17 protein-coding genes are annotated in these 21,134 nt (G+C 46.5%); 9 read left to right on the top strand and 8 right to left on the bottom strand.

All coding sequences use genetic code 11. The annotated features are described in order from the left end of the window. Nucleotides 1-170: 170 nt before the first annotated feature. The 4 genes from OL444_RS02185 to OL444_RS02170 all read right to left on the bottom strand — a co-directional run bounded on the left by OL444_RS02185 (nt 171) and on the right by OL444_RS02170 (nt 4,791). Complete coding sequence (locus OL444_RS02185) at nt 171-1,076, bottom strand: alpha/beta hydrolase (RefSeq protein ID WP_264752000.1); 906 nt, start codon at nt 1,074-1,076, stop codon at nt 171-173. 99 nt (nt 1,077-1,175) lie between these two features. After that, a complete protein-coding gene (gene acs, locus OL444_RS02180) occupies nt 1,176-3,089 on the bottom strand; it encodes an acetate--CoA ligase (protein WP_264734884.1) in 1,914 nt (637 codons plus the stop codon). 112 nt (nt 3,090-3,201) lie between these two features. Then, nucleotides 3,202-4,338: a tetratricopeptide repeat protein gene (locus OL444_RS02175; RefSeq protein WP_264734885.1), complete on the bottom strand. Its 1,137-nt coding sequence runs from the start codon at nt 4,336-4,338 to the stop codon at nt 3,202-3,204. Nucleotides 4,339-4,512: 174 nt separating this feature from the next. Then, the gene (locus tag OL444_RS02170) at nt 4,513-4,791 is read right to left on the bottom strand and encodes a hypothetical protein (protein ID WP_264734886.1); all 279 of its coding nucleotides are present in this window, start codon (nt 4,789-4,791) and stop codon (nt 4,513-4,515) included. Nucleotides 4,792-5,275: 484 nt separating this feature from the next. Between OL444_RS02170 and OL444_RS02165 the strand changes: the two genes are divergently transcribed. Both OL444_RS02165 and OL444_RS02160 read left to right on the top strand, forming a co-directional pair. Further along, nucleotides 5,276-5,890: a helix-turn-helix domain-containing protein gene (locus OL444_RS02165; RefSeq protein WP_264734887.1), complete on the top strand. Its 615-nt coding sequence runs from the start codon at nt 5,276-5,278 to the stop codon at nt 5,888-5,890. 172 nt (nt 5,891-6,062) lie between these two features. Then, nucleotides 6,063-6,611: a hypothetical protein gene (locus OL444_RS02160; RefSeq protein ID WP_264734888.1), complete on the top strand. Its 549-nt coding sequence runs from the start codon at nt 6,063-6,065 to the stop codon at nt 6,609-6,611. A 45-nt stretch (nt 6,612-6,656) separates the two neighbouring features. On the opposite strand, the gene OL444_RS02155 is transcribed toward OL444_RS02160, so the two are convergent. After that, nucleotides 6,657-7,196: a 5' nucleotidase, NT5C type gene (locus OL444_RS02155; protein WP_264734889.1), complete on the bottom strand. Its 540-nt coding sequence runs from the start codon at nt 7,194-7,196 to the stop codon at nt 6,657-6,659. A gap of 84 nt (nt 7,197-7,280) precedes the next feature. Between OL444_RS02155 and OL444_RS02150 the strand changes: the two genes are divergently transcribed. The 7 genes from OL444_RS02150 to OL444_RS02120 all read left to right on the top strand — a co-directional run bounded on the left by OL444_RS02150 (nt 7,281) and on the right by OL444_RS02120 (nt 18,338). Next, on the top strand, nt 7,281-8,027 hold the full coding sequence (locus OL444_RS02150; RefSeq protein ID WP_264734890.1) for a DeoR/GlpR family DNA-binding transcription regulator: 747 nt from the start codon (nt 7,281-7,283) through the stop codon (nt 8,025-8,027). 41 nt (nt 8,028-8,068) lie between these two features. Continuing rightward, on the top strand, nt 8,069-9,196 hold the full coding sequence (locus OL444_RS02145; protein WP_264734891.1) for an MFS transporter: 1,128 nt from the start codon (nt 8,069-8,071) through the stop codon (nt 9,194-9,196). Between the two features lie 277 nt (nt 9,197-9,473). Then, nucleotides 9,474-12,290, top strand: coding sequence for a carbamoyl-phosphate synthase large subunit (carB, locus tag OL444_RS02140; protein ID WP_264734893.1), 2,817 nt, complete (start codon nt 9,474-9,476; stop codon nt 12,288-12,290). A 473-nt stretch (nt 12,291-12,763) separates the two neighbouring features. Then, entirely contained in the window at nt 12,764-14,860 is a 2,097-nt protein-coding gene (locus OL444_RS02135; RefSeq protein WP_264734894.1) for a ComEC/Rec2 family competence protein, read from the top strand. A 163-nt stretch (nt 14,861-15,023) separates the two neighbouring features. After that, complete coding sequence (gene purH, locus OL444_RS02130; RefSeq protein ID WP_264734895.1) at nt 15,024-16,538, top strand: bifunctional phosphoribosylaminoimidazolecarboxamide formyltransferase/IMP cyclohydrolase; 1,515 nt, start codon at nt 15,024-15,026, stop codon at nt 16,536-16,538. A 131-nt stretch (nt 16,539-16,669) separates the two neighbouring features. Then, nucleotides 16,670-17,248: an RNA polymerase sigma factor gene (locus tag OL444_RS02125; RefSeq protein WP_264734896.1), complete on the top strand. Its 579-nt coding sequence runs from the start codon at nt 16,670-16,672 to the stop codon at nt 17,246-17,248. A gap of 25 nt (nt 17,249-17,273) precedes the next feature. Further along, entirely contained in the window at nt 17,274-18,338 is a 1,065-nt protein-coding gene (locus OL444_RS02120) for an energy transducer TonB (RefSeq protein ID WP_264734897.1), read from the top strand. A 3-nt stretch (nt 18,339-18,341) separates the two neighbouring features. Here OL444_RS02120 and OL444_RS02115 read toward each other — a convergent pair whose 3' ends face one another. The 3 genes from OL444_RS02115 to gldD all read right to left on the bottom strand — a co-directional run bounded on the left by OL444_RS02115 (nt 18,342) and on the right by gldD (nt 21,110). Further along, on the bottom strand, nt 18,342-19,718 hold the full coding sequence (locus OL444_RS02115; RefSeq protein ID WP_264734898.1) for a LutB/LldF family L-lactate oxidation iron-sulfur protein: 1,377 nt from the start codon (nt 19,716-19,718) through the stop codon (nt 18,342-18,344). Between the two features lie 142 nt (nt 19,719-19,860). Beyond that, the gene (locus OL444_RS02110; RefSeq protein WP_264734899.1) at nt 19,861-20,430 is read right to left on the bottom strand and encodes a DUF3109 family protein; all 570 of its coding nucleotides are present in this window, start codon (nt 20,428-20,430) and stop codon (nt 19,861-19,863) included. Between the two features lie 77 nt (nt 20,431-20,507). Then, nucleotides 20,508-21,110, bottom strand: coding sequence for a gliding motility lipoprotein GldD (gene gldD / locus OL444_RS02105; RefSeq protein WP_264734900.1), 603 nt, complete (start codon nt 21,108-21,110; stop codon nt 20,508-20,510). Nucleotides 21,111-21,134 lie beyond the last annotated feature (24 nt).

The raw sequence follows: 21,134 nt of genomic DNA, 5'->3' as shown, positions 1-21,134 counted from the left end.
GGCAGCCAATGAGAATATCTTTGTTTTAGTGTATAACAGCGAACAGATGAGCGGCATCTAGTGGCGTAGTGAAACCCCCAAAGGCTTTGCTGCGTCATGACTCCAATATATATAGCGGGTCAGTTCCTGTGAAGAGCGCGCCCCACTCGTATGGTGCGCGCTTTTTGATTTTATTGCAGGAAGGTGGTCACCTCCCGCATCCACACAGGGGCATCCTTGCCACAAAATGACTGGTGTCCGGCATGTGGGAATATATGCAGCTTCTTTTGCTTGCTGGCCAGATTGCTGAATACCGCCTGCGTTTCCTGCGCGGTTACCCGTATATCTTCTTTCCCATAAAAATATAATACCGGCATATGCAGCTGCCGGGCATATGCCATTGGTTTAAATGCTGCTCCCCGGAAACCCAGTTCCAGTCCGCCCCAGAAAGTGAGCAGCTGAGATAAGGGTACAGGTGGTATGTGTACCGCGCGCATCCTGCTTTTTACGGCATCGGTGAGCGTCGCAAAAGGACACTGCAGGATTATTTTCTGTGGTGTGAGCTGATATTCCGGTATCGCTTTCATGATAGCGGCTGCACCCATACTTACGCCCCATAATACCACCGGTTGTTTGCTTTTATGTTGTACATAATCCCAGGCGAGTTTTACATCTTCCGCTTCCCGGTAGCCAATGGTGCAGGTGAGGCCTTCGCTGTTGCCATGCGCCCTGAAATCCACCAGGAAAGTGTTGTAGCCAAGGGCCCGGAAACGGTCTGCCTCCGGGAAAAGGGTGCCTTTGTTACCATTGTAGCCATGAAAGAGAATGACGGTCCCCAAGGGTTTGCGTACAGGTATCCACCAGCCTTCGAGTCGCAGGTGATCGGAAGTGTGCAGGATAACGGTTTCGTATGGAACGGTTGGATGGGTAGTAGTGGCAGATTTGGCGATGCGTACACCAAAGAGGATCATTTGTACTTTTTCACTGACACTCATTTGTTCGGGCAACTTGTTTTTCCGCCCGCCGTCATCATAAAAATGGGTGAATTTCCAGGCATGAAATGCCGCTATAAAGTTGATCAGTAGCAGTAGGGACAAGAAAACCCAGGCTATTCTTTTCAGGAAGGTCCGCATGCAGTAAAATTAAGGATTCAGGAGAAGATAACAGCCTGTGTGCTTCTCCTGAATCCTGCAGGATTATATTTTTCCGCGTTTGATTTCCTCTACAACAGCAGGATCAAGCAACGTACTGGTATCACCTAAATTATCCAGGTCGTTTTCTGCAATTTTGCGCAGGATACGACGCATGATTTTACCGGAACGGGTTTTGGGCAGGCCGCTTACAAACTGAATCTTATCCGGTTTGGCGATAGGGCCAATGATACGGGATACCGTTTGGGCAATATCCTTTTTGGTCAGTTCCGGATCATGTGTTAACCTTTCGGTGATCACATAGGCGTAGATGCCCTGGCCTTTAATATCGTGCGGATAACCTACCACAGCACTTTCCACAACACCTGCGTGCATGTTGATGGCATTTTCTACTTCTGCAGTACCAATACGGTGGCCGCTTACGTTGAGTACATCGTCCACACGGCCGGTGATGCGGTAATAACCATCTTCATCTCTCAGACAGCCGTCGCCGGTGAAGTAAAGATTTTCGTAGGTAGAGAAATAGGTTTTGCGGAAGCGTTCATGATCGCCATAGGTGGTACGTAACATACCTGGCCATGGGAATTTGATACACAGATTACCGTTTACGCCATTGCCTTTTACTTCTTTTCCGCTTTCATCTACCAGAATCGGTTGTACGCCTGGTAAAGGGAGGGTGGCATAACCAGGTTTTTCATTGGTCACACCGGCAATCGGTGTAATCATGATACCACCGGTTTCTGTTTGCCACCAGGTGTCTACAATCGGGCATCTGCCTTTTCCGATATTATCTTTAAACCAGTGCCATGCTTCCTCATTGATTGGTTCGCCTACGCTGCCCAGTTTTTTCAGGGAGCTGAGGTCTTTATGATTTACGGGACCCAGGCCATAGCTCATCAGGCTACGTATAGCCGTTGGCGCGGTATAGAGGGTATTTACCCGGAATTTATCGGTGATTTCCCACAGTCTGCCGGCATCCGGATAGGTAGGTACCCCTTCAAACATCAGGGTAGTAGCGCCTGCGCTGAGCGGGCCGTATACAATGTAACTGTGACCGGTAATCCAGCCTATGTCGGCAGTACAGAAGTATACTTCGCCGGGCTGGTACTGGAAGGTATTGACAAAGGTATAGTTGGCGTATACCATGTATCCGCCGCAGGTATGTACCACGCCTTTGGGTTTGCCGGTGGAGCCGGAGGTGTAAAGGATGAAGAGCATATCTTCCGCATCCATTTCTTCTGCAGGGCAGGGAGGATTACCCAGGGTTTCCACCTGTTTGATTTCATCTTCCCACCATACGTCTCTGCCTTTCAGCATACTTACCGGTGTGCGGGTGCGGGTGCATACGATTACTTTTTTTACAGACGGGCAGGTCATCAATGCGTCGTCTATCACAGCTTTTAAAGGAATATCCTTACCGCCGCGATAGGCGCCGTCGCAAGTGATTACCAGGCTGCACTGCGCATCCTGGATTCTGTCTGCAATAGATTGTGCGCTGAATCCGCCGAATACTACGGAGTGGATGGCGCCGATGCGGGCGCAGGCCAGTACGGCGATCGCCAGTTCCGGGATCATACCCATGTAGATGCATACCCGGTCGCCTTTCTTAACGCCGTGGTTCTTCAGTACGTTGGCAAACTGACATACTTTATTGTATAAATCGCGGTAGGTGATGATGCGATGATGTTCTTCCGGGTCGTTGGGTTCCCAGATGATGGCAGGAGAGTTGCCAAGTGTGCCCAGGTGCCTGTCGAGACAGTTTTCGGTGATATTGAGTTTACCACCAGTGAACCATTTGATTTCCGGATCCTTAAAATTCCAGTCCAGTACTTTGTCCCACTTTCTGCGCCAGTAAAAATGGTCTGCTACATTAGCCCAGAAACCTTCCGGGTCGATTACGCTCTGCTGATAAGCCTGTTGATATTCCTCAATAGTTTTGATCTGGTATGGGTACGACATAGCACCGTATATTTTTATTGGTTAAGTACAAGCATTTCCTAACGGGGTTTAAATTTAAGAAAAACCGGGTGCTTTAGGTAGAGGAATTCTAAAAAAATGTGTTAAATGCAAATTATTTTTCAATGCGGGCGCGTAAATATTTATAAATATCTGCTTCGTTTTCGTTAGAAGGCCTTCCCACCTGCAGGTAGCGTTTGTAATAACGGTCGGCGACAGGCTTGTTTTTGAGATGTACCTCATAGATACGACCAATGCTATACTGGCGCAATGGCTGGTGAAACAGGTACCACGCGGTATCCAGGCTGGCTACTGCCGGTTTGTATTGCCGCATGGCTTCATAGTTGGCAGACATGCCGGAATAATAGTTATCAAGCCCGGGTGATTTGGCCATGCTGATGCATAGCTGCAGGAGCGTGTTGCTTTCCCGGAATTGTTTCAGCTGGGTGTGTGCCATCGCTGCGTAGTACAGAATATTTTCCGCTGCTGCATTGCGGAGCATCAGGTAATCCTTTACAGCAATGCACTGCTGGTATTGTTTTAATTGAAAATAGGCCGCTGTAACGTAGCTGAAAGTATTGGGAGAAGCAATGTTCAGGCGCATGAGTTGTTCTCCCAGTGCCGTGCAGCGAACATAGTTTTTAAGAAAATAAGTCGCTCTGACGGCTACCATGATAACAGGAGCCTGCGTAGAGTCGGAGCGGAGATAGGCCTGCAATAGGGAATCAGCCGTAGTATAATTCTTCCGGTCAAGCCATTCTTCTCCCAGGCGGGCAGTTACTTTAGGATCGGCGGGGTTGAGCTGCCAGGCTTTCTGGAGCAGCGGAAAAGCGGTATCGGGTTGCTGCGCGGCAAACCAGGCGAAGCTGAGTTGTTTAAAGTGGCCGGCATGGTTGGGTTGCAGCCGGGTGAGTTGCTGGTAATGATCGATGGCGGCAGGGTATCGTTCCTGCTGCATATAGAGGGCTGCCAGGTATTGGTGTGCGGCAATATGATCCGGGTTGAGAGTAAGCACTTTTTCATACTGCGTAATGGCCTCTGTGGGTTTGCCTGCCTGATAGTAGGTATAGGCCAGCAGGGCTATTTGCCCGGCATCGGTAGATTGTACTTTGGGCAGGAGGTAATCCACTGCCTGATTGTATTGTTGATTTTGCAGATAGTCCATCAGTTGATGCCGGTCAATTGGTTGTTGGGCCATTAGCTGGCAGCAGACCAGGAGTAGGCTGGTGAGCAAGACGCCTGTTTTATGCATAGGAAAATATTTATCTTAAAACTAAATATTTAGTTTTAAAAAGAAAAATTTAGTTGATGAGCATAATAAAAAACGAAACCCCGCATCCGGGGGAGATGCGGGGCCTGATGGATGGGTAAAGACTTTGATAAAAGAAGCTTTCACATACAAAGGATGAGCGGGTAGGAGGGGAAGTTATCGGGCGAAGATTTTTTTATGTTTTTCCAGGTATTCGCCGGCGTTGTTGTACACCTCTTCCATAATTTCTATGATTTTTTGTTTTTCTGCGTTACTGAGTGCCGGAATGATTTTTCCGGGCTCATTTGGATTTGGCTTGTCTTTTCCACGCATTTTGCGGTAAAAGGTAGGTGTACTCCAATTGCATTCTTCGCAAACTTTTTCCCGGAATAAAACAGGAAAGATGGAAAACCTGGTGTGGATGTCAAGTAACACATTCAGTGGTTCCTGGCTCATAATAGGTATGTTTTTTTGATTGAACGGATATGGTTAACAAATAATGATATCATGTTTTTTCGCATGCTGTTTTCATTTTTACATGTAAGCAAATATATTTATAATCATGCAAATTTTAGTGATAAAATATTACTTTATCCGAAAAAAACAAATAACCTGTAAATCCTTTATAGTAAAGGATTTTATCGTTATTGTAAGGTAGGCTGACTAATAAAAGTAATTGATAATTTTTTTATTAATTGTATATCTGTTTAGCCTCACTGTCACTTTGTTTTTTACATTGTCAGTTTGAATAAAATTTTATTGGATATTTTATTCGTATAGACGTTTATGTTAGTTGGCATAGCTGCGTATCTCCTGCGATAATACCTGCTCCAATTTTTGCAGTCTGATATTTTTATTTACGAAATGAAATATTAATTGTTAAATTATACGGCAATATGGCAGGCCAGTCCTGTTTATAGCGGTATAATTAAAATTGTAAATGATGCAGTCGAGCCTGATACACATGGGTCAGCGGTTAAAGCAGATACTCAAACAGAAGAAGATTAAAATTGTTGATTTTGCAAAGATGGCAGGTTTTACGAACCAGATAGCCCACTATCATCTGCGCAAAGGCGATATGAAACGGGCCACCATGGAGCGTTTTTGTGGCCTGATTGGTATTACGATAGAAGAGTTTGTTCGATGGAACGGCGCTATGTTATTGACCAATGGGAAAAGCATTCACCATGGAAACCGGTTACAGGCCATTATCGCGGAGAAAGGACTCAACAAAAGCAAGCTGGCAGGGCGTTTAAACATGAGCCGCCGCACGATGTACAACCTTTTTGAAAAAGAAAACTTCTCGCCCGATGAACTGGACCGGGTAGTCAAAGGGTTAGACACTACCACAGATGCCTTCCTGAATCCGGGACTGGTACAGGAATCCCGTAATACCGACAGTGAAGAAATGATGTTGTTGCGGGAAAAATATTATAAACTGCTGGAAGAGCATAATCAGCTGTTGAAAAATTATGCCCTCCTTAAAGACGAAGTAATGCAGCTGAAAAAAGAAATGACAGCGCTCCGGAAGCAGCTGTCTGATAAGCACGCCTGAAAAGTAATGGTATTATAATGATTTTTGTTTACAGTTTGTGCCCACTATGCTTTACGAATTCACACGACAGCCCTGATTTTGATAAGAAATATTTTGATAAGCAATAAAAAATATTATATTTGTATACACACGTGTGACCCCTTATCTCTTCATACAAAACAGGTGTATATTCATGTCGCTACCTTATTACATGCATGCGGGTGCCAGGTTAAGACGTATACTGCGGCAACAGCAAGTGGTGATCCTGCACTATGCTAAAAAAGTCGGACTGACCCCACCGGGCCTGTACCGTTATTTCTGCCAGCCGGTTATCAAAAGAAAGAAGCTGGAGGTATTACTGGCGGCCGTTCCTATAACACAGGAGGCATTTAGCCAGTGGGGTTCACTGAACACGGTACCTTTTCATCAGGGAGAGCTGTTGCTGATTTTTCTGGCGCAGCAGAAAATCAGGGAGAAGCAGCTGGCAGCACGATTGAACATCACCCTGGCTACGATGCAGGAATGGTGCGATACGGCGCAATTCAGCCAGGACCAACTGCAACGGCTATGTGAAGTGCCAGGACTGAGCCAGGCGTATTTCGATAACCCGGAGCAGGCACGAAAAGGCGTGAACTGGCTGGAAGCCTACCTGGATAAATGTATGGAAGTACAGCAGTGTAACCGTAAAATCAGCACCCTCGAAAAAAAGATTTACAGCCTTACCGTAAAAAAGGCAGGATAGCCTTGTGCTATCCTGCCTTTGGTGCAAAATTTCTGTATACTATAGTTATATAGCCGTTACTGTGTCCAGCGCAAAATACGCTGCTACTTCCTGCCAGGTATTCACCCGCTTGTAATCTGTCAGCAGGGCGTTATGCGGTGCTGTAAATAACAGGGGCACTCCCTTGAAATACCGGAGGTTCTTGTCGTGGTCATCTATCATGTAATCTGCATCCACAATGGTTTTACTACCGCAGAATACAATGTTGCGCCAACTGATGAAGGGAAAATGTTCCTGCAGCCACGCCAGTTTCTCTGCTAAAGAAAGCGGGAATTCCATTGCTGCAGACACAATGAATATTTCATGTTTTTCAGATAATGCTTTGATGACTTCCTGGCTGCCGGCAATAACCGGTGCTGTTCTGAAAAAGCCAGGTGAATGTAAAAAACCGAGAATAGCATCTTTTTCCGGAAACCCGCTACCTTCCGGAATGCCTTTCAGGGTGGCCGGATCCACCTTAACGCCATACGCTGCTTCATAATAATTCAGGTAATGGGTCGTCAGGTCGGCCATAACATTGTCCATATCGATTGCTATCCTTGCCATAATTTGCTGTTTAGTGCAAAGTTATGCAGTTTTCTGCAAATTGTTGCAAAATATTTCATAATATTGCAGAAAATAGCATCTTTTATGTTGAGAGAAGAAAGGTTGGATTATATCCTGAAGAAACTGCAGACAGATCATAAAGTATTGCAGACAGAGCTGAGCAACGATCTGCAGGTATCGGAAGATACGGTACGGCGTGATCTGGAATCCCTGGCGCAAAATGGGCAGCTCATTAAAGTGAGGGGCGGCGCTATTCCCCATTCTCCCAATCCGTATTCCTTTAAGGAAAGGATAGAATACCATGAAGAAGATAAACGCCATATAGCCGGCAAAGCATTGTCATTCCTGCACGACGGGCAGACCATCATCCTGGACGGTGGTACTACTACCTTAATGCTGGCCCGGTTGTTTCCGCCCAATCTGCGTATTACTGTTGTCACCAACAGTGTACCGATTCTGGCGCTGCTCATAGAACATCCGCTTATAGAAGTCATATTTACCGGAGGCCGTATCGGCAAAGACTCCCGGACTGCCGGTGGTATGGATACCATCCGTATGCTCGAAAAACTGCGGGCAGACATCTGTTTCCTGGGTATCTGCAGCTTACATCCGGATGCAGGGGTAACTGGTTTGGATCTTGCAGAAGCAGATGTAAAGAGTGTGATGGTAGCAGCAGCCAACAAAACCATTGCCTTGGCCACCAGTGATAAAATGGGTACAGCCGAACCTTTTAAAGTATGTGAAATTACCGGTTTGGATACCATTGTCACGGATAATCCGGAGCTGCCATCACTAAAACCGTATATTAATCTGGGCATCCAGGTGATCTAACCCGACAAATCAAGATGTTACAAGAATTGCCGATAGTAATAATGAATAAGAGAAGCATACGGATAGCCGTGAGTGCTTTGTTTTTCCTGACCGGACTTTGTTTTGCCAGCTGGGCTTCCCGTATTCCGGATATCCAGCAGGCGATGGGGTTGAACGATGCCGGTCTGGGCGGTGTGTTGCTGGCATTGCCGGTAGGTTCCCTGATTTCTTTGCCTATTGCTGGTATACTGGTATCCCGGTTCGGCAGCAAACAGGTATTTATCATCGCCGCTGTGGCCTATGCCTTGATTCTGCCGGCACTGGGCCTGGCACGGGAACCGTGGGTGTTAATGCTTTTCCTGGTATTGTTTGGTTTCTGCGGTAACCTGGGCAATATTGCTGTGAATACACAGGCAGTGGCCGTAGAGGCTATATATGGCCGTTCTATCATGGCGTCTTTTCACGGATTGTGGAGTGTGGCCGGTTTTACCGGTGCGGCTATCGGTACCCTGATGGCGGGATTGAACATACCGCCGTTCTATCATTTTCTGCTGATCACAGCCATGTCCTGGACCATCGTATTGCTGACCATGCGGTATATGGTAGCACAGGATCATAATGTACAGGAAAATCAGCCTTTGTTTGTAAAGCCAGACCGTTTCCTGCTGATACTGGGAATTATTGCCATGTGCTCTATGATATGCGAGGGTACTATGTTTGACTGGAGTGGTGTATACTTCAGAAGAGTCGTACATGTACGGGACGGTATATCCGGCGCAGGGTATGCGGCATTTATGAGTACCATGGCTTCCGGCAGGTTTGTGGCCGATTGGCTGACTACCCGTATTGGGGTGAAAAAGATGTTGCTGCTGAGTGGGGTGTTAACCGCTGGCGGCTTGATGGTCGCTGTTATTTTCCCTTACTTCATGACCGCTATGCTGGGCTTTATGCTGGTGGGAGCGGGCGTGTCGGCAGTGGTGCCACTGGTGTACAGTGCTGCGGGCAAATCTACTGTGATGTCGCCGGGAATGGCGTTGGCAGCTGTTTCTACCATCGGTTACCTGGGTTTCCTTTGTGGCCCGCCATTGATCGGATTTGTGGCGCAGGCCAGTAGTCTGGCGATGTCATTTTCCCTGATAGCCATAATGGGTCTGGCTATCGCGGTCATGTCTTCCCGGATAAAATTATAAAACAAAAGATAATAATTACGCCCTTACGGGCAGATGTATGCTGAGCATCTGCCCGTAAGGGCGTAATGCTGTCGGAACAGGTGTTAATTATCTATCGGAATAGAATAATATGTTATATAAAAGGATTGCGATCTGATCGCAGTAGAAAAAAATCTTCCCCGAATTTGAAATTTTTTTCGAATTATCCCATTCAAAAGCCGTAGCTTTGCACGATTTTTTTGTTCCCTCGTACGGCAGAAAGATCAATTTGGTTTTTCATTTTCAATAGATTACACAAATGCCAAAAGACTCATCTATCAAATCTGTTCTCATTATCGGTTCTGGTCCCATTATTATTGGTCAGGCTTGCGAATTTGACTATTCCGGTTCCCAGGCAGCACGTTCGCTGCGGGAAGAAGGAATTAAAGTGATATTGATTAATTCCAACCCGGCTACCATCATGACGGACCCTATGATGGCTGATAAGGTTTATTTGCTACCACTGACCGTGGAGAGCATTGAGCAGATTCTGGCAGAAAACCAGATAGATGCCGTACTTCCCACGATGGGTGGTCAAACAGCACTGAACCTTTGTAAAGAAGTAGACGAGCTGGGAATATGGGAAAAAAATAATGTGCGCCTGATTGGGGTTGACATTAAAGCCATCGACAAAGCAGAAGACCGCGAACAGTTCCGTCAGTGGATGATCCAGCTGGGTATACCTGTCGCGCCGGCCAGAACAGCCAACTCTTACCTCGAAGGAAAAGAGTTTGCACAGGAAATCGGATTTCCGCTGGTAATCCGTCCTTCCTTTACACTGGGTGGTACCGGTGGTGGTTTCGTACACGGCAAAGAAGATCTGGATGAAGCCCTGGACCGTGGTTTGAAAGCATCTCCCATTCACGAAGTACTGGTAGAAAAAGCAGTACTGGGATGGAAAGAATATGAACTGGAACTGCTGCGCGATAAAAACGACAACGTTGTTATTATCTGTACCGTAGAGAACCTGGACCCAATGGGTATCCACACCGGAGACTCCATCACTGTAGCTCCTGCCATGACCCTGAGCGATACCGCTTTCCAGGACATGCGTAACAAAGCCATGATGATGATGCGCGACCTCGGCAACTTCGCCGGTGGTTGTAACGTACAGTTCTCCCTGAATCCGGAAAATGAAGAACTGATTGCCATTGAAATCAATCCGCGTGTAAGCCGCTCCTCTGCGCTGGCTTCCAAAGCAACCGGTTATCCGATTGCCAAGATTGCTGCCAAACTGGCCATCGGTTATACCCTGGATGAACTGGAAAATCAGATCACCAAAACCACTTCCGCTTTCTTTGAACCGGCACTGGATTACGTAATTGTAAAAATGCCTCGCTGGAACTTCGATAAGTTCAAAGGAGCTGATGATACCCTGGGCTTACAGATGAAATCTGTAGGTGAGGTAATGGCCATTGGCCGCACCTTCCCGGAAGCATTACAGAAAGCTTGTCAAAGTCTGGAAAATGATGCACTCGGATTAGGTTATTATGGTAAATCACTCATGAAGAGTGAACAACTGGTGGAGAAACTGAAACGCCCGACCTGGGATCGTATCTTCCGTATTAAAGATGCGCTCATGGCCGGTGTTTCCGTAAAACATATTCACCAGCTGACTTTCATTGACCGTTGGTTCCTGCACCAGATACAGGATATCGTGAATCTGGAAAAACAATTACTGGAACACGACCTGGAAAGCGTACCTACCGATATGCTCAGCGATGCCAAGAAAATGGGCTTCTCCGATAAACAGCTGTCAGTATTGTTTGGTAACTGCGAGGAAGATGAAGTATACGAAAAACGTAAAGCGCTCAACATTGTACGTACCTATAAAATGGTAGATACCTGCAGCGCGGAATTTGAAGCAAAAACACCTTACTTCTATTCTACTTTTGATACAGAAAATGAAAGTAAAGTAACAGATAAGAAGAAGATCATTGTACTGGGTTCCGGTCCTAACAGAATCGGTCAGGGTATTGAATTCGACTACTGTTGCACACACGGTTTACAAGCCATACAGGATTGCGGATATGAAGCCATCATGGTAAACTGTAACCCGGAAACTGTTTCTACCGACTTCGACATGGCAGATAAACTGTACTTCGAACCGGTATTCTGGGAACACCTGTGGGAAATCATTGAGCTGGAAAAACCAGCAGGGGTGATTGTACAGCTGGGTGGTCAAACAGCCCTGAAACTGGCTAAGCGCCTGGAAGAAAAAGGAATCAAAATTATCGGTACCTCTTTCGATAACATGGATATTGCAGAAGATCGCGGCCGGTTCTCCGACATGCTGAAAGACCTGGGTATCCCTTATCCTAAATATGGTACTGCCTATGATACCGACGACGCGATCGAAGTAGCCAAAGAAGTAGGCTACCCGGTACTGGTGCGTCCTTCCTATGTATTGGGCGGACAACGTATGCGTATTGTGATCAATGAGGAAGAACTGGAAGAATCTGTACTGAGCCTGCTCAGACATCTGCCCGGTAATAAAATCCTGATCGATCACTTCCTCGATCGTTGCCAGGAAGCAGAAATCGATGGTATTTTCGATGGTACCGACTTCCATGTAATGGGTGTAATGGAACATATTGAACCGGCAGGTATTCACAGTGGCGATAGCCATGCTTTGTTACCAGCCTTCAATCTGACGCCTATTGAAGTAACCACGATGGAATACTATGCAGAGAAAATCGCACGGGCACTGGATATCCGCGGATTGATCAACATACAGTTTGCCATCAAAAATGGTCAGGTGTATGTGATTGAAGCCAACCCACGTGCTTCCCGTACAACACCGTTTATTGCCAAAGCATACCAGGTGCCTTACCTGAACATCGCTACCAAAGTGATGCTCGGCGCCAATAAACTGAAAGACTTTACCATCGAAAAGAAACTCACTGGTTTTGCGATCAAGGAGCCGGTATTCTCTTTCAATAAATTCCCTGGTGTAAACAAAGAGCTCGGACCTGAAATGAAATCTACCGGAGAAGCGATCCGCTTTATCAAAGACCTGCGTGATCCTTACTTCAGACAGTTATACAAAGAGAAGAGCATGTACCTGAGTAAATAATGACTTCGTACAATAATTTAAAAAGAGACCCTTCCGGCTTATGTTGGAGGGGTTTTTCTTTTTGATGAAGCCCCGGAAGAAAGTAGTATAAATAAACAGAGCCTGATAAAAATCAGGCTCCTTCTTTTCCCTCAAAATAACCATTAAAGACACGACTATTGAATCTTGTTCGATACAAATAGCGTGACCGGTAATGCATTTTACAAATAATATTATATTTAAAAGAGATGTTAACTAATCAATAACAGATGCAATTAATTATAATATTATATGTATTGATTATTATATACTTAAGAGAAACGAATGTTAACGAACACATGAGTTTTGTAGCGTAAAAAAATGAAAGTTTTCATGATATAATATATTCATATTATATGTAAAAAAGCACCTTTCCTTAACATGATTTAAACACTTATACTGTTGGCAGTGACTATTTTAGCACATTGTTTAGCAAGCATAAATGTTAACCCGCCATGCAGTTTGAATCATCCCTGCCGGAAACCACCTATTGGAAACGGGTGCCTTTCCTGCGTTTGGTAACACCTCTTTTAGCCGGAATTACGGCACAATACTATTTTTCTTTTTCCCCGGCGTGTATATGGCTGTTGCTGGTATTTCCGGCGACCGGGTGGTTGCTGTTTCGCCTGTTGCCGGTGCACCGGCGCTTTGCCATTGCCCTGGTACCGGGCATATTGTTATGCGTTGCTATAGCTGCCGCCGGCTGCTGGTTGGTGCATCAGGCAGATATACGATACCAGCAAGGCTTTTTTGCCACCATGACTACAGACAGTACTTTACTGGTATTACGGGTAACAACACCGCCGGAAGAAGATCCCCGCTCATTTAAAGCCACGGGCGTTGTTACTGCTATTGGGTCTGGCGGACATTGGTGGCCGGCGAAAGGGAATATCCGTTTGTTTGTCAGGAAAGACAGCAGTAGCAATATGCTCCGGTACGGAGATGAAATACTGGTGAAGAATCAGGTAACGCCCATCCGGAGCAATGGTAATCCGGGTGCATTCGATTACCGGCGCTATTGCGCTTTGCAGCAATGCTATCATCAGCTCTACCTGCGGCCGGGCGAATATCGCAAATTGTTGCAGCAGCGAGGAAATCCCATTATGCGCGCTATCATACACCTGCGCAGGTATTGCCTGGATAACCTGAAAAAATATATCGGCAGCGGTCCGGAAGCAGGTATGGCAGAAGCTTTGCTGATTGGTTACCGCCGCGATCTGGAGAAAGAAATTGTACAAAGCTACAGCAACACCGGTATCGTGCATGTAATTGCCATCTCCGGTATGCACCTGGCACTCCTGTATGGTTCACTGTTATGGCTGTTGCAATGGTTGCCGGCTGCGAGGTGGGCGGATAGCCTGAAAGCAGTTATTGTATTGAGTTTCCTTTGGGGATTTGCCTTGTTAACCGGTGCTTCCGCTTCTGTACTACGTTCTGCCGTTATGTTTACCGGCATTACGATCGGTCGTTTTGTGTTGCAACGATATACCTGTATTTACAATACGTTGGCAGCATCTGCGTTTGTGCTATTATGTTATGACCCAAGTCTGGCTATGGATGCGGGTTTTCAGCTTTCCTATCTGGCGGTGCTGAGTATACTGTTGTTTTATACACCCATATACGAACTATTATCCTGCCGGCAAAAATGGTTGGATGTATGCTGGCAGATGGTGGCTTTATCATTGGCTGCGCAGTTATTAACGACTCCCATCAGCCTTTATTATTTTCATCAGTTTCCGGTTTATTTTCTGCCGGCCAATCTGATAGCAGTACCCTTATCCACCCTGATTATTTACGCGGCAGCAATCCTGTTGTTCATCGCTCCCATGGCTGCACCGGCAGCCTGGTTGGGATGGGGCATCAAATACCTGATTCTGCTGATGAATACCTGTGTGGAGTGGCTGGGTAAATTACCCGGCGCTGCTATCCCTGCTATTCAGCTGAACAACTATCAGGTGGTGAGTATGTATGTGCTGATGGGTGGCCTGGCGTTGTGGATAATGGTAAAATGGCAGCCAGGCTGGTGGCTGTTTTTAGCGGGTATTGCCGGCTGCATCGCGCTGCATGCCGTGGAGATAATAGCATGCAACAGGCAGCGTAAATTGGTCATCTATAACGTTGGCGCCTATACGGCTATTGATTATATGAATGGCCGGCAGGTACAATTTATAGGTGATGACAGCATCTGGCGGTCGCCGGTTGCCGCTCAACTGCAAGCTGCCAGAAATACCCGGCGCGTATCACCTGCGCAAATACCCGGCTGCACGCAATATGGGCGGTATGTGCGTTTGGGTAACCGGCAGCTGGTGATGATCGACAGTGCTTTACCCCGGCAGCTACCCCATAAAAAATTTGTAGCCGATTACCTGCTGTTAGCCCACAATCCGCGGGTGCAGATTCCGCAGCTGCAGGCGCATTACGATTGCCGGCTGATTATTTTCGCGGCCTCCAACAGTCATTATCGCTTACAGCAGTGGAAAAAGGAATGCCGGGAGCTGCACCAGCTATTTTATGTGATCGGGGAAGAAGGGGCTTTTATCAGGGAGCTGTAAGTAATAATCTTCTCAGTCACAAGTATTTATAATGCCTGATCCGGTATCTGATGGCCTCGTCAGGAATCGGCAATGGAAAAATGAATGTTACGTATTAACTTTGCGCTTCTTTTCGGTCCCCGGTCAGGGAGCCTATGTTATTAATTTCTAATGTTTTCCATCCATGCAAAAGCAAATTAAATCAGCGCTGATCTCCGTTTTCTATAAAGATAACCTGGAGAACATTGTTAAAAAGTTAGGTGAACAAGGTGTTACCATCTATTCTACCGGTGGTACACAAAAATTTATTGAGGAGCTGGGTGTTGCCTGCGTGGCAGTTGAAGACCTGACAGCTTATCCTTCTATTTTAGGTGGCCGTGTGAAAACCCTGCACCCTAAAGTATTTGGTGGTATCCTGGCCCGCCGCGAAAATCCGCAGGACCTGGAACAGCTGAAAAACTACGAAATTCCTGAAATAGACCTGGTGATCGTAGATCTCTATCCGTTTGAGGAAACCGTAAAAACCACCAGCGAAGAACAGGCCATCATTGAAAAAATTGACATAGGCGGTGTTTCCCTGATCCGTGCAGCCGGCAAAAACTTCAAAGATGTAGTGATTGTGGCTTCCAAAGATCAGTATGCCGACCTGGAAAAAGTGTTGACAGAAAATAACGGAGCTACTTCCCTGCAGGATCGCAGAAGCTTTGCTGCAAAAGCATTTGAGGTATGTGCACACTATGATGTAGCCATTTCTCAATACTTCCTGAATAACGAACCTGGCGCTAATTTCCAGTTGTCTGTTCCGGAAGGACAGGTAAACCGTTATGGCGAAAACCCGCACCAGCGTGGTGTTTTCTACGGTAACCTGACAGAAGTTTTCAATAAATTACATGGTAAGGAACTTTCTTTCAACAACCTGGTGGATGTAGACGCTGCCTGTCAGCTGATCCAGGAATTTGAAGCTACTACTTTTGCCGTGATCAAACATACCAACGTATGTGGTATTGCTTCCCGCGCTACCCTGAAAGAAGCCTGGGACGCTGCTTTGGCCGGTGATAAGGAAAGTGCATTCGGTGGAGTACTGGTGACCAACAAAATCATTGACGCAGTAACCGCTGCATCCATCAGCGAAATATTCTTCGAAATACTGATTGCTCCTGGTTTTGAGCCGGAAGCCCTCACCATATTACAGGCTAAAAAGAACCGTATCCTGCTGGAACAAAAACAGCCGGTAAAGAGCAAATACATGTTCAAGAATGTACTGAACGGTGTACTGCTGCAGGATAATGATAACGGTAACTACAAAGAGTGGAATGAAGTAGGCGCACATGCTGCTACTGCCGCACAGAAAGCCGACCTGGAATTTGCCAACATTGTGTGCAAACACCTGAAATCAAATGCCATTGCACTGGTGAAAGATCAGCAACTGGTAGGTAAAGGCTGCGGACAAACTTCCCGTATCGATGCCCTGCGTCATGCGATTGAAAAAGCCGGACAGTTCAGCTTCGACCTGAAAGGGTCGGTAATGGCATCCGATGCATTCTTCCCGTTTGATGACTGTGTACGTATTGCGCACGAACAAGGTATCAACGCCGTGATTCAGCCAGGTGGTTCCGTACGTGACAATGACTCAGTAGAGTTCTGCAAACAGCACGATATGGTGATGGTAATGACCGGCATGCGTCATTTCAGACACTAATAAATAATCGCATCAGCTATACAAAAAAGAAGCACCGTCACCGCGGTGCTTCTTTTTTGCGATAATATTCAGAAAAAATTAATAGTATTGTCCGGTTGTTTTACTAAAACCGATTATTAATAGCTAACAGCTTGTCATTCATTCATCAAAATATTATGCAGGATGCAGATGATGCAGATTTGATCCGGCAGTATAAAGCTACCGGCAAACTGGATTTTCTGGCTGCCCTCTACCAGCGTTATATGAACCTGGTATATGGGGTTTGTTTGCAATATTTTGATGAAGATGCCAGCAAAGATGCTGTCATGCAGATCTTTGAAGAGCTGATCAGCAAACTGAAAGCACATGAGGTCCAGAATTTCAAAAGCTGGCTGCATGTGTTGTCCCGCAATCATTGTCTGATGAAGCTGCGGGCTATGAAAAATAAAGAATCCAGGCAGGTTTCGATCGATGATCATCCCATTGTGGAAAACGGAGAAATCATGCATCATGACAACGGAATAACACTGGAAGACAACCTTCAGAGCATGGAAAAATGCCTGGAAACCTTACCGGAAGAACAGAAACGTAGTGTAAACCTGTTTTATTTACAGGAGAAAAGCTACCGGGAAGTATGCGTTATTACCGGATATGAAATGAATAAGGTGAAAAGCTATATCCAGAACGGAAAGCGTAACCTTAAAATATGTATGGAGCAACAACATGTCTGACAACCGACATATAACACAGGCTGAAATGGCCCAACTCATCCGCCAGTACCTGGCTGGTGAGCTGGACGATAAAGCGATGCATGACCTGGAACGCCGGGCTCTGGACGATCCGTTTTTAGCGGATGCGCTGGAAGGGTATGCCCTGCACGCACCGGATCAACAGGCGCAGCAGGAGGAATTATCCCAACGGCTGGCCGCGCGTATTGCGCCGCAGCAAACCAGGGTGCGCCCGCTGTATACCCGCTGGGCCGCTGCCGCCGCTATCTTACTGCTGTTATTTACGGGCGGATGGTTTTTGTATCATGAGCAGCAACATATTGCGCCTATTGCACAGCGAACCACGCAGGATTCATTTGTCAAAGAAATACCTCAGGCTTCCGCAGTGATGGATAGTGTGCCGCAACCCGCCGCCATAGCTATTACCTCATCTGACCAGCCACCGGTTACAGCAAAATCCCGCCCGGTTCCGGTTCCGGCCCCTGCGGCCAGTGAACCTTCACCTGCCTTTACCTCCGCAGATGCACCGGTTGCCCGAGCCATGGCGCCGATGGCAGCACCGGTTCCTCCTTTGAAACAGGCCGCACCAGCAACTGATATGACAGCAGACCGGGTGCAGCCCACGCAGGAATTAGCTACTGTAACGGCAGATCAGCCGGCGATGGCAGAGAAAAAAGCAGTCTTGAAAAAAGGGGAATACCCTGTGCAGGAGGTTTCACCGCCATCGGTGTTAGCCAGCAAAGCCAACGTTCAGCGCAATGCTCAGCGGTATGGGGTAGCAGGAAGTATGTATAACGATAGTCTGTATAAAGATATCCTGCCGGCGCCTGTAGGTGGTTTCCCGGCTTTTGAGCGTTATCTGCAGGAGCATACGATCAACCCGGAGAATCATTTTGAAGGTACCGTGCGTGTATCCTTTACCGTGATGCCCGACAGCACTTTACAGCAGTTTAAGGTATTGAAAAGTATACACCCTGCCTGTGATGCAGCAGCCATCCGGGTAATAAAAGAAGGGCCGAAATGGCAACCGGCAGCCGGTGGTAAAGCGGCTACCGTGGAAGTAGTGGTTCCGTTCCGGAAAAAGGGAGAATAAAGCTTAGCGCTTTCTCTCTTTCCATTGCTGATTGAATGATTTGGCTGCAAAAACAGGCAGCTCCCGGTTATCTCCCCAACTCTTCGCAAAGAAACGACGTAACAGGAAATTTTTCATTTTGCCGCTGGCCATGTTCATCAGCCTGCGGTTACCACAGCCTTGTTTCCAGGCAAACCAGGCCAGTTTTTCACTGCCGGAAGTATGGTTTTCTTCCACAGCTTTCTGCCGGTTATGGAGCAGTAATTCATGCAGGTTAATCCGCACAGGACATACTTCCGTACAGTTGCCGCATAAAGAAGAGGCAAAACTGAGGTGCATATAAGACTCCATGCCTTTTAAATGCGGTGTAATCACCGATCCGATAGGACCGCTATAGGTAGTGGCGTAACTATGTCCGCCAATGTTTTTATATACCGGGCATGCATTGAGGCAGGAGCCGCAACGGATGCAGTAAAGGCTTTCGCGGGCCGTTGTATCCTGGAGGATGTTGGTTCTGCCGTTGTCCATCAGGATCACATACATTTCTTCTGGTCCGTCTACTTCTCCTTCCTGGCGCGGGCCGCTGAAAACAGAGTTATAGGCCGTGATATGCTGGCCGGTACCATAGGTAGCCAGCAAGGGCCAGAATAAAGCCAGATCGCTGATAGAAGGCAATACTTTTTCAATGCCTACCAGTACAATATGTGTTTTGGGAAAAGCAGTGGTCAGCCGGGCATTGCCTTCATTTTCGCTGACAGCTACCGATCCGGTATCTGCAATAATAAAATTAGCGCCTGTGATGCCGATTTCTGCTTCCAGGTATTTGTGCCGTAATTTCTCACGGGCTACCAGAGTGAGTTGTTCGGGCGTGAGGGTAGGGTCGGTACCCAGTTTTTCCGCAAACAAACGGGCTACGTCTTCCTTGCTTTTATGCATCGCCGGTGTAACGATGTGGTAGGGAGGTTCGCCATCCAGTTGTTGAATATATTCACCCAGGTCTGTTTCCACGCATTCGATGCCATTGTCTGCCAGGAAGGAGTTGAGGTGTACTTCCTCGGTAGCCATGGACTTACTTTTCACAATGCTTTTGCACTGTTTGGCTTTACAGATGGCGAGAATTTCCTGTTGTACCTGTTCTGTGGTTTCTGCCCAGATCACTTTTCCGCCACGTTGCATGAAGTTCTGTTCAAATTCTTCCAGGTGATTGTCCAGGTGTTCGATGGCTCTCCACTTAATGTTTTTGGCCCGTTCACGTGCGATGGGAAGGTCAGTAAACTGTTGTTTACCGGCTTTTACAGCTGTATTGTATTTCCCTATATTAAAATTTATAGTCTGGCGGTGACCTAGATCAGCTGCTTTCTTTTCACTCTCTTCCAGAAAAGTAGATGCTGTTTGATGCATAAGCAAACGCGGTAAGTGCTAAATAAAGATAGTGAACAAAGAATTAGGAATCAGGAATACTGCAGCTGTACGAAGATAAAGCGGTGATGTTGCAAAGCTTCGGGTCAGCTGCGGCAGGTATTGATACCGGATGCTTAATTCCTCATTTATATTGTTTCGTTGCAATTTTATCCAGCACTTCATAAAATTCCGTGCCGTATTTTCTGATAATAGCTTCTTTCAGGAAACGATATACCGGTACCCGCAGTGTTTTTCCGTTTTTACAGGCAGGTTTACATACATCCCAGCGATCGTAGTTAACCGCCTCAAAAGCTTCATATTTGGTAACGCGTATCGGATACAGATGACAGGAAACAGGTTTTTTAAAGGCCACTACGCCGTCGTTATATGCTTTCTCGATACCACATCCTACAATGCCATGATCGTCTATTGTAGCGTAAGCACAGATCCCTTTATTTACGATAGGGGTTACATAACCGTATTCATCATCGATAGTATTGGTGCCTGTTTGTTCTATTTCCCGGATACCATCTTCCCGCAGGTAGGATTTTATCAGGGGATATATTTTTTTCAGGGTTTTCACCTCTGTTTTATCCAATGGGGCACCGCAATCTCCCGCAACGCAGCAGGCGCCTTTGCAAGCAGACAAATTACATACGAATTGCTCTTCAATTACTTCGTCACTAATATATTTATCGTCAATGATGATCATCAGGAACTGGTCTTTTATCTGTGGTGAATATTACACAGACAATCTTGTTAAGACCACAAAGTTACGTGATTACGTGCTTATCTCCAGCGCAGGGTTTCCACCATATGCCACATATCCTGTTCCAGGAACTTGTATACCGGGGCAAGGGAATCTGCATTGGGGGTTACATCAAAATAGAGGGCTCCCCGGAGGAAATGGCGGGTGGAGTCGGTGGCGAAAAATTGTTTGGCAGAGGCCGCATTGCCGCCTACTTCGTAAAAAGTTCCGCTTACCTGATTGGGGGTCCGGATTACATTTTCGTCGATGTAGGCTGCTTTATAGGTATGCTTATAGGTCATTTTAAAGGCATCGTCTGCCAGTTTACGGAAGTTGTTGCCTGTGCCGATGATTTTATAGCTCAGGTAAATCTTGCCGTTCAGCGAAGGGAAGTCGATATTGATCCAGTAAGGGTTTTCCGGTTTTTCGCCAAAAAAGGAGGTGTCTTTCACCACATTCGCGTAAGCCGGATATTCAAATGTATACGGATAGCCGGGCATATCGAAGGTGCGGTATTTTCTTTCCGGAAACTTTACCAGGAAATATCCTCTTGGTTTAGGCGTATAGGCGGTGTCGTTGCAGGCTGTCAGTAAAAACAGGAATGCGAAAAAAACGGCAGTTACCTTTCCTTTTAAGTGTGGCATTTGACTATTCACGTTTAGTAGCCG

It is taken from the genome of Chitinophaga nivalis, from assembly GCF_025989125.1.
Taxonomy (GTDB): Bacteria; Bacteroidota; Bacteroidia; order Chitinophagales; family Chitinophagaceae; genus Chitinophaga; species Chitinophaga nivalis.
Note: the sequence above shows the minus strand (reverse complement) of the source record. Positions and strands in the feature narration are given on the sequence as shown.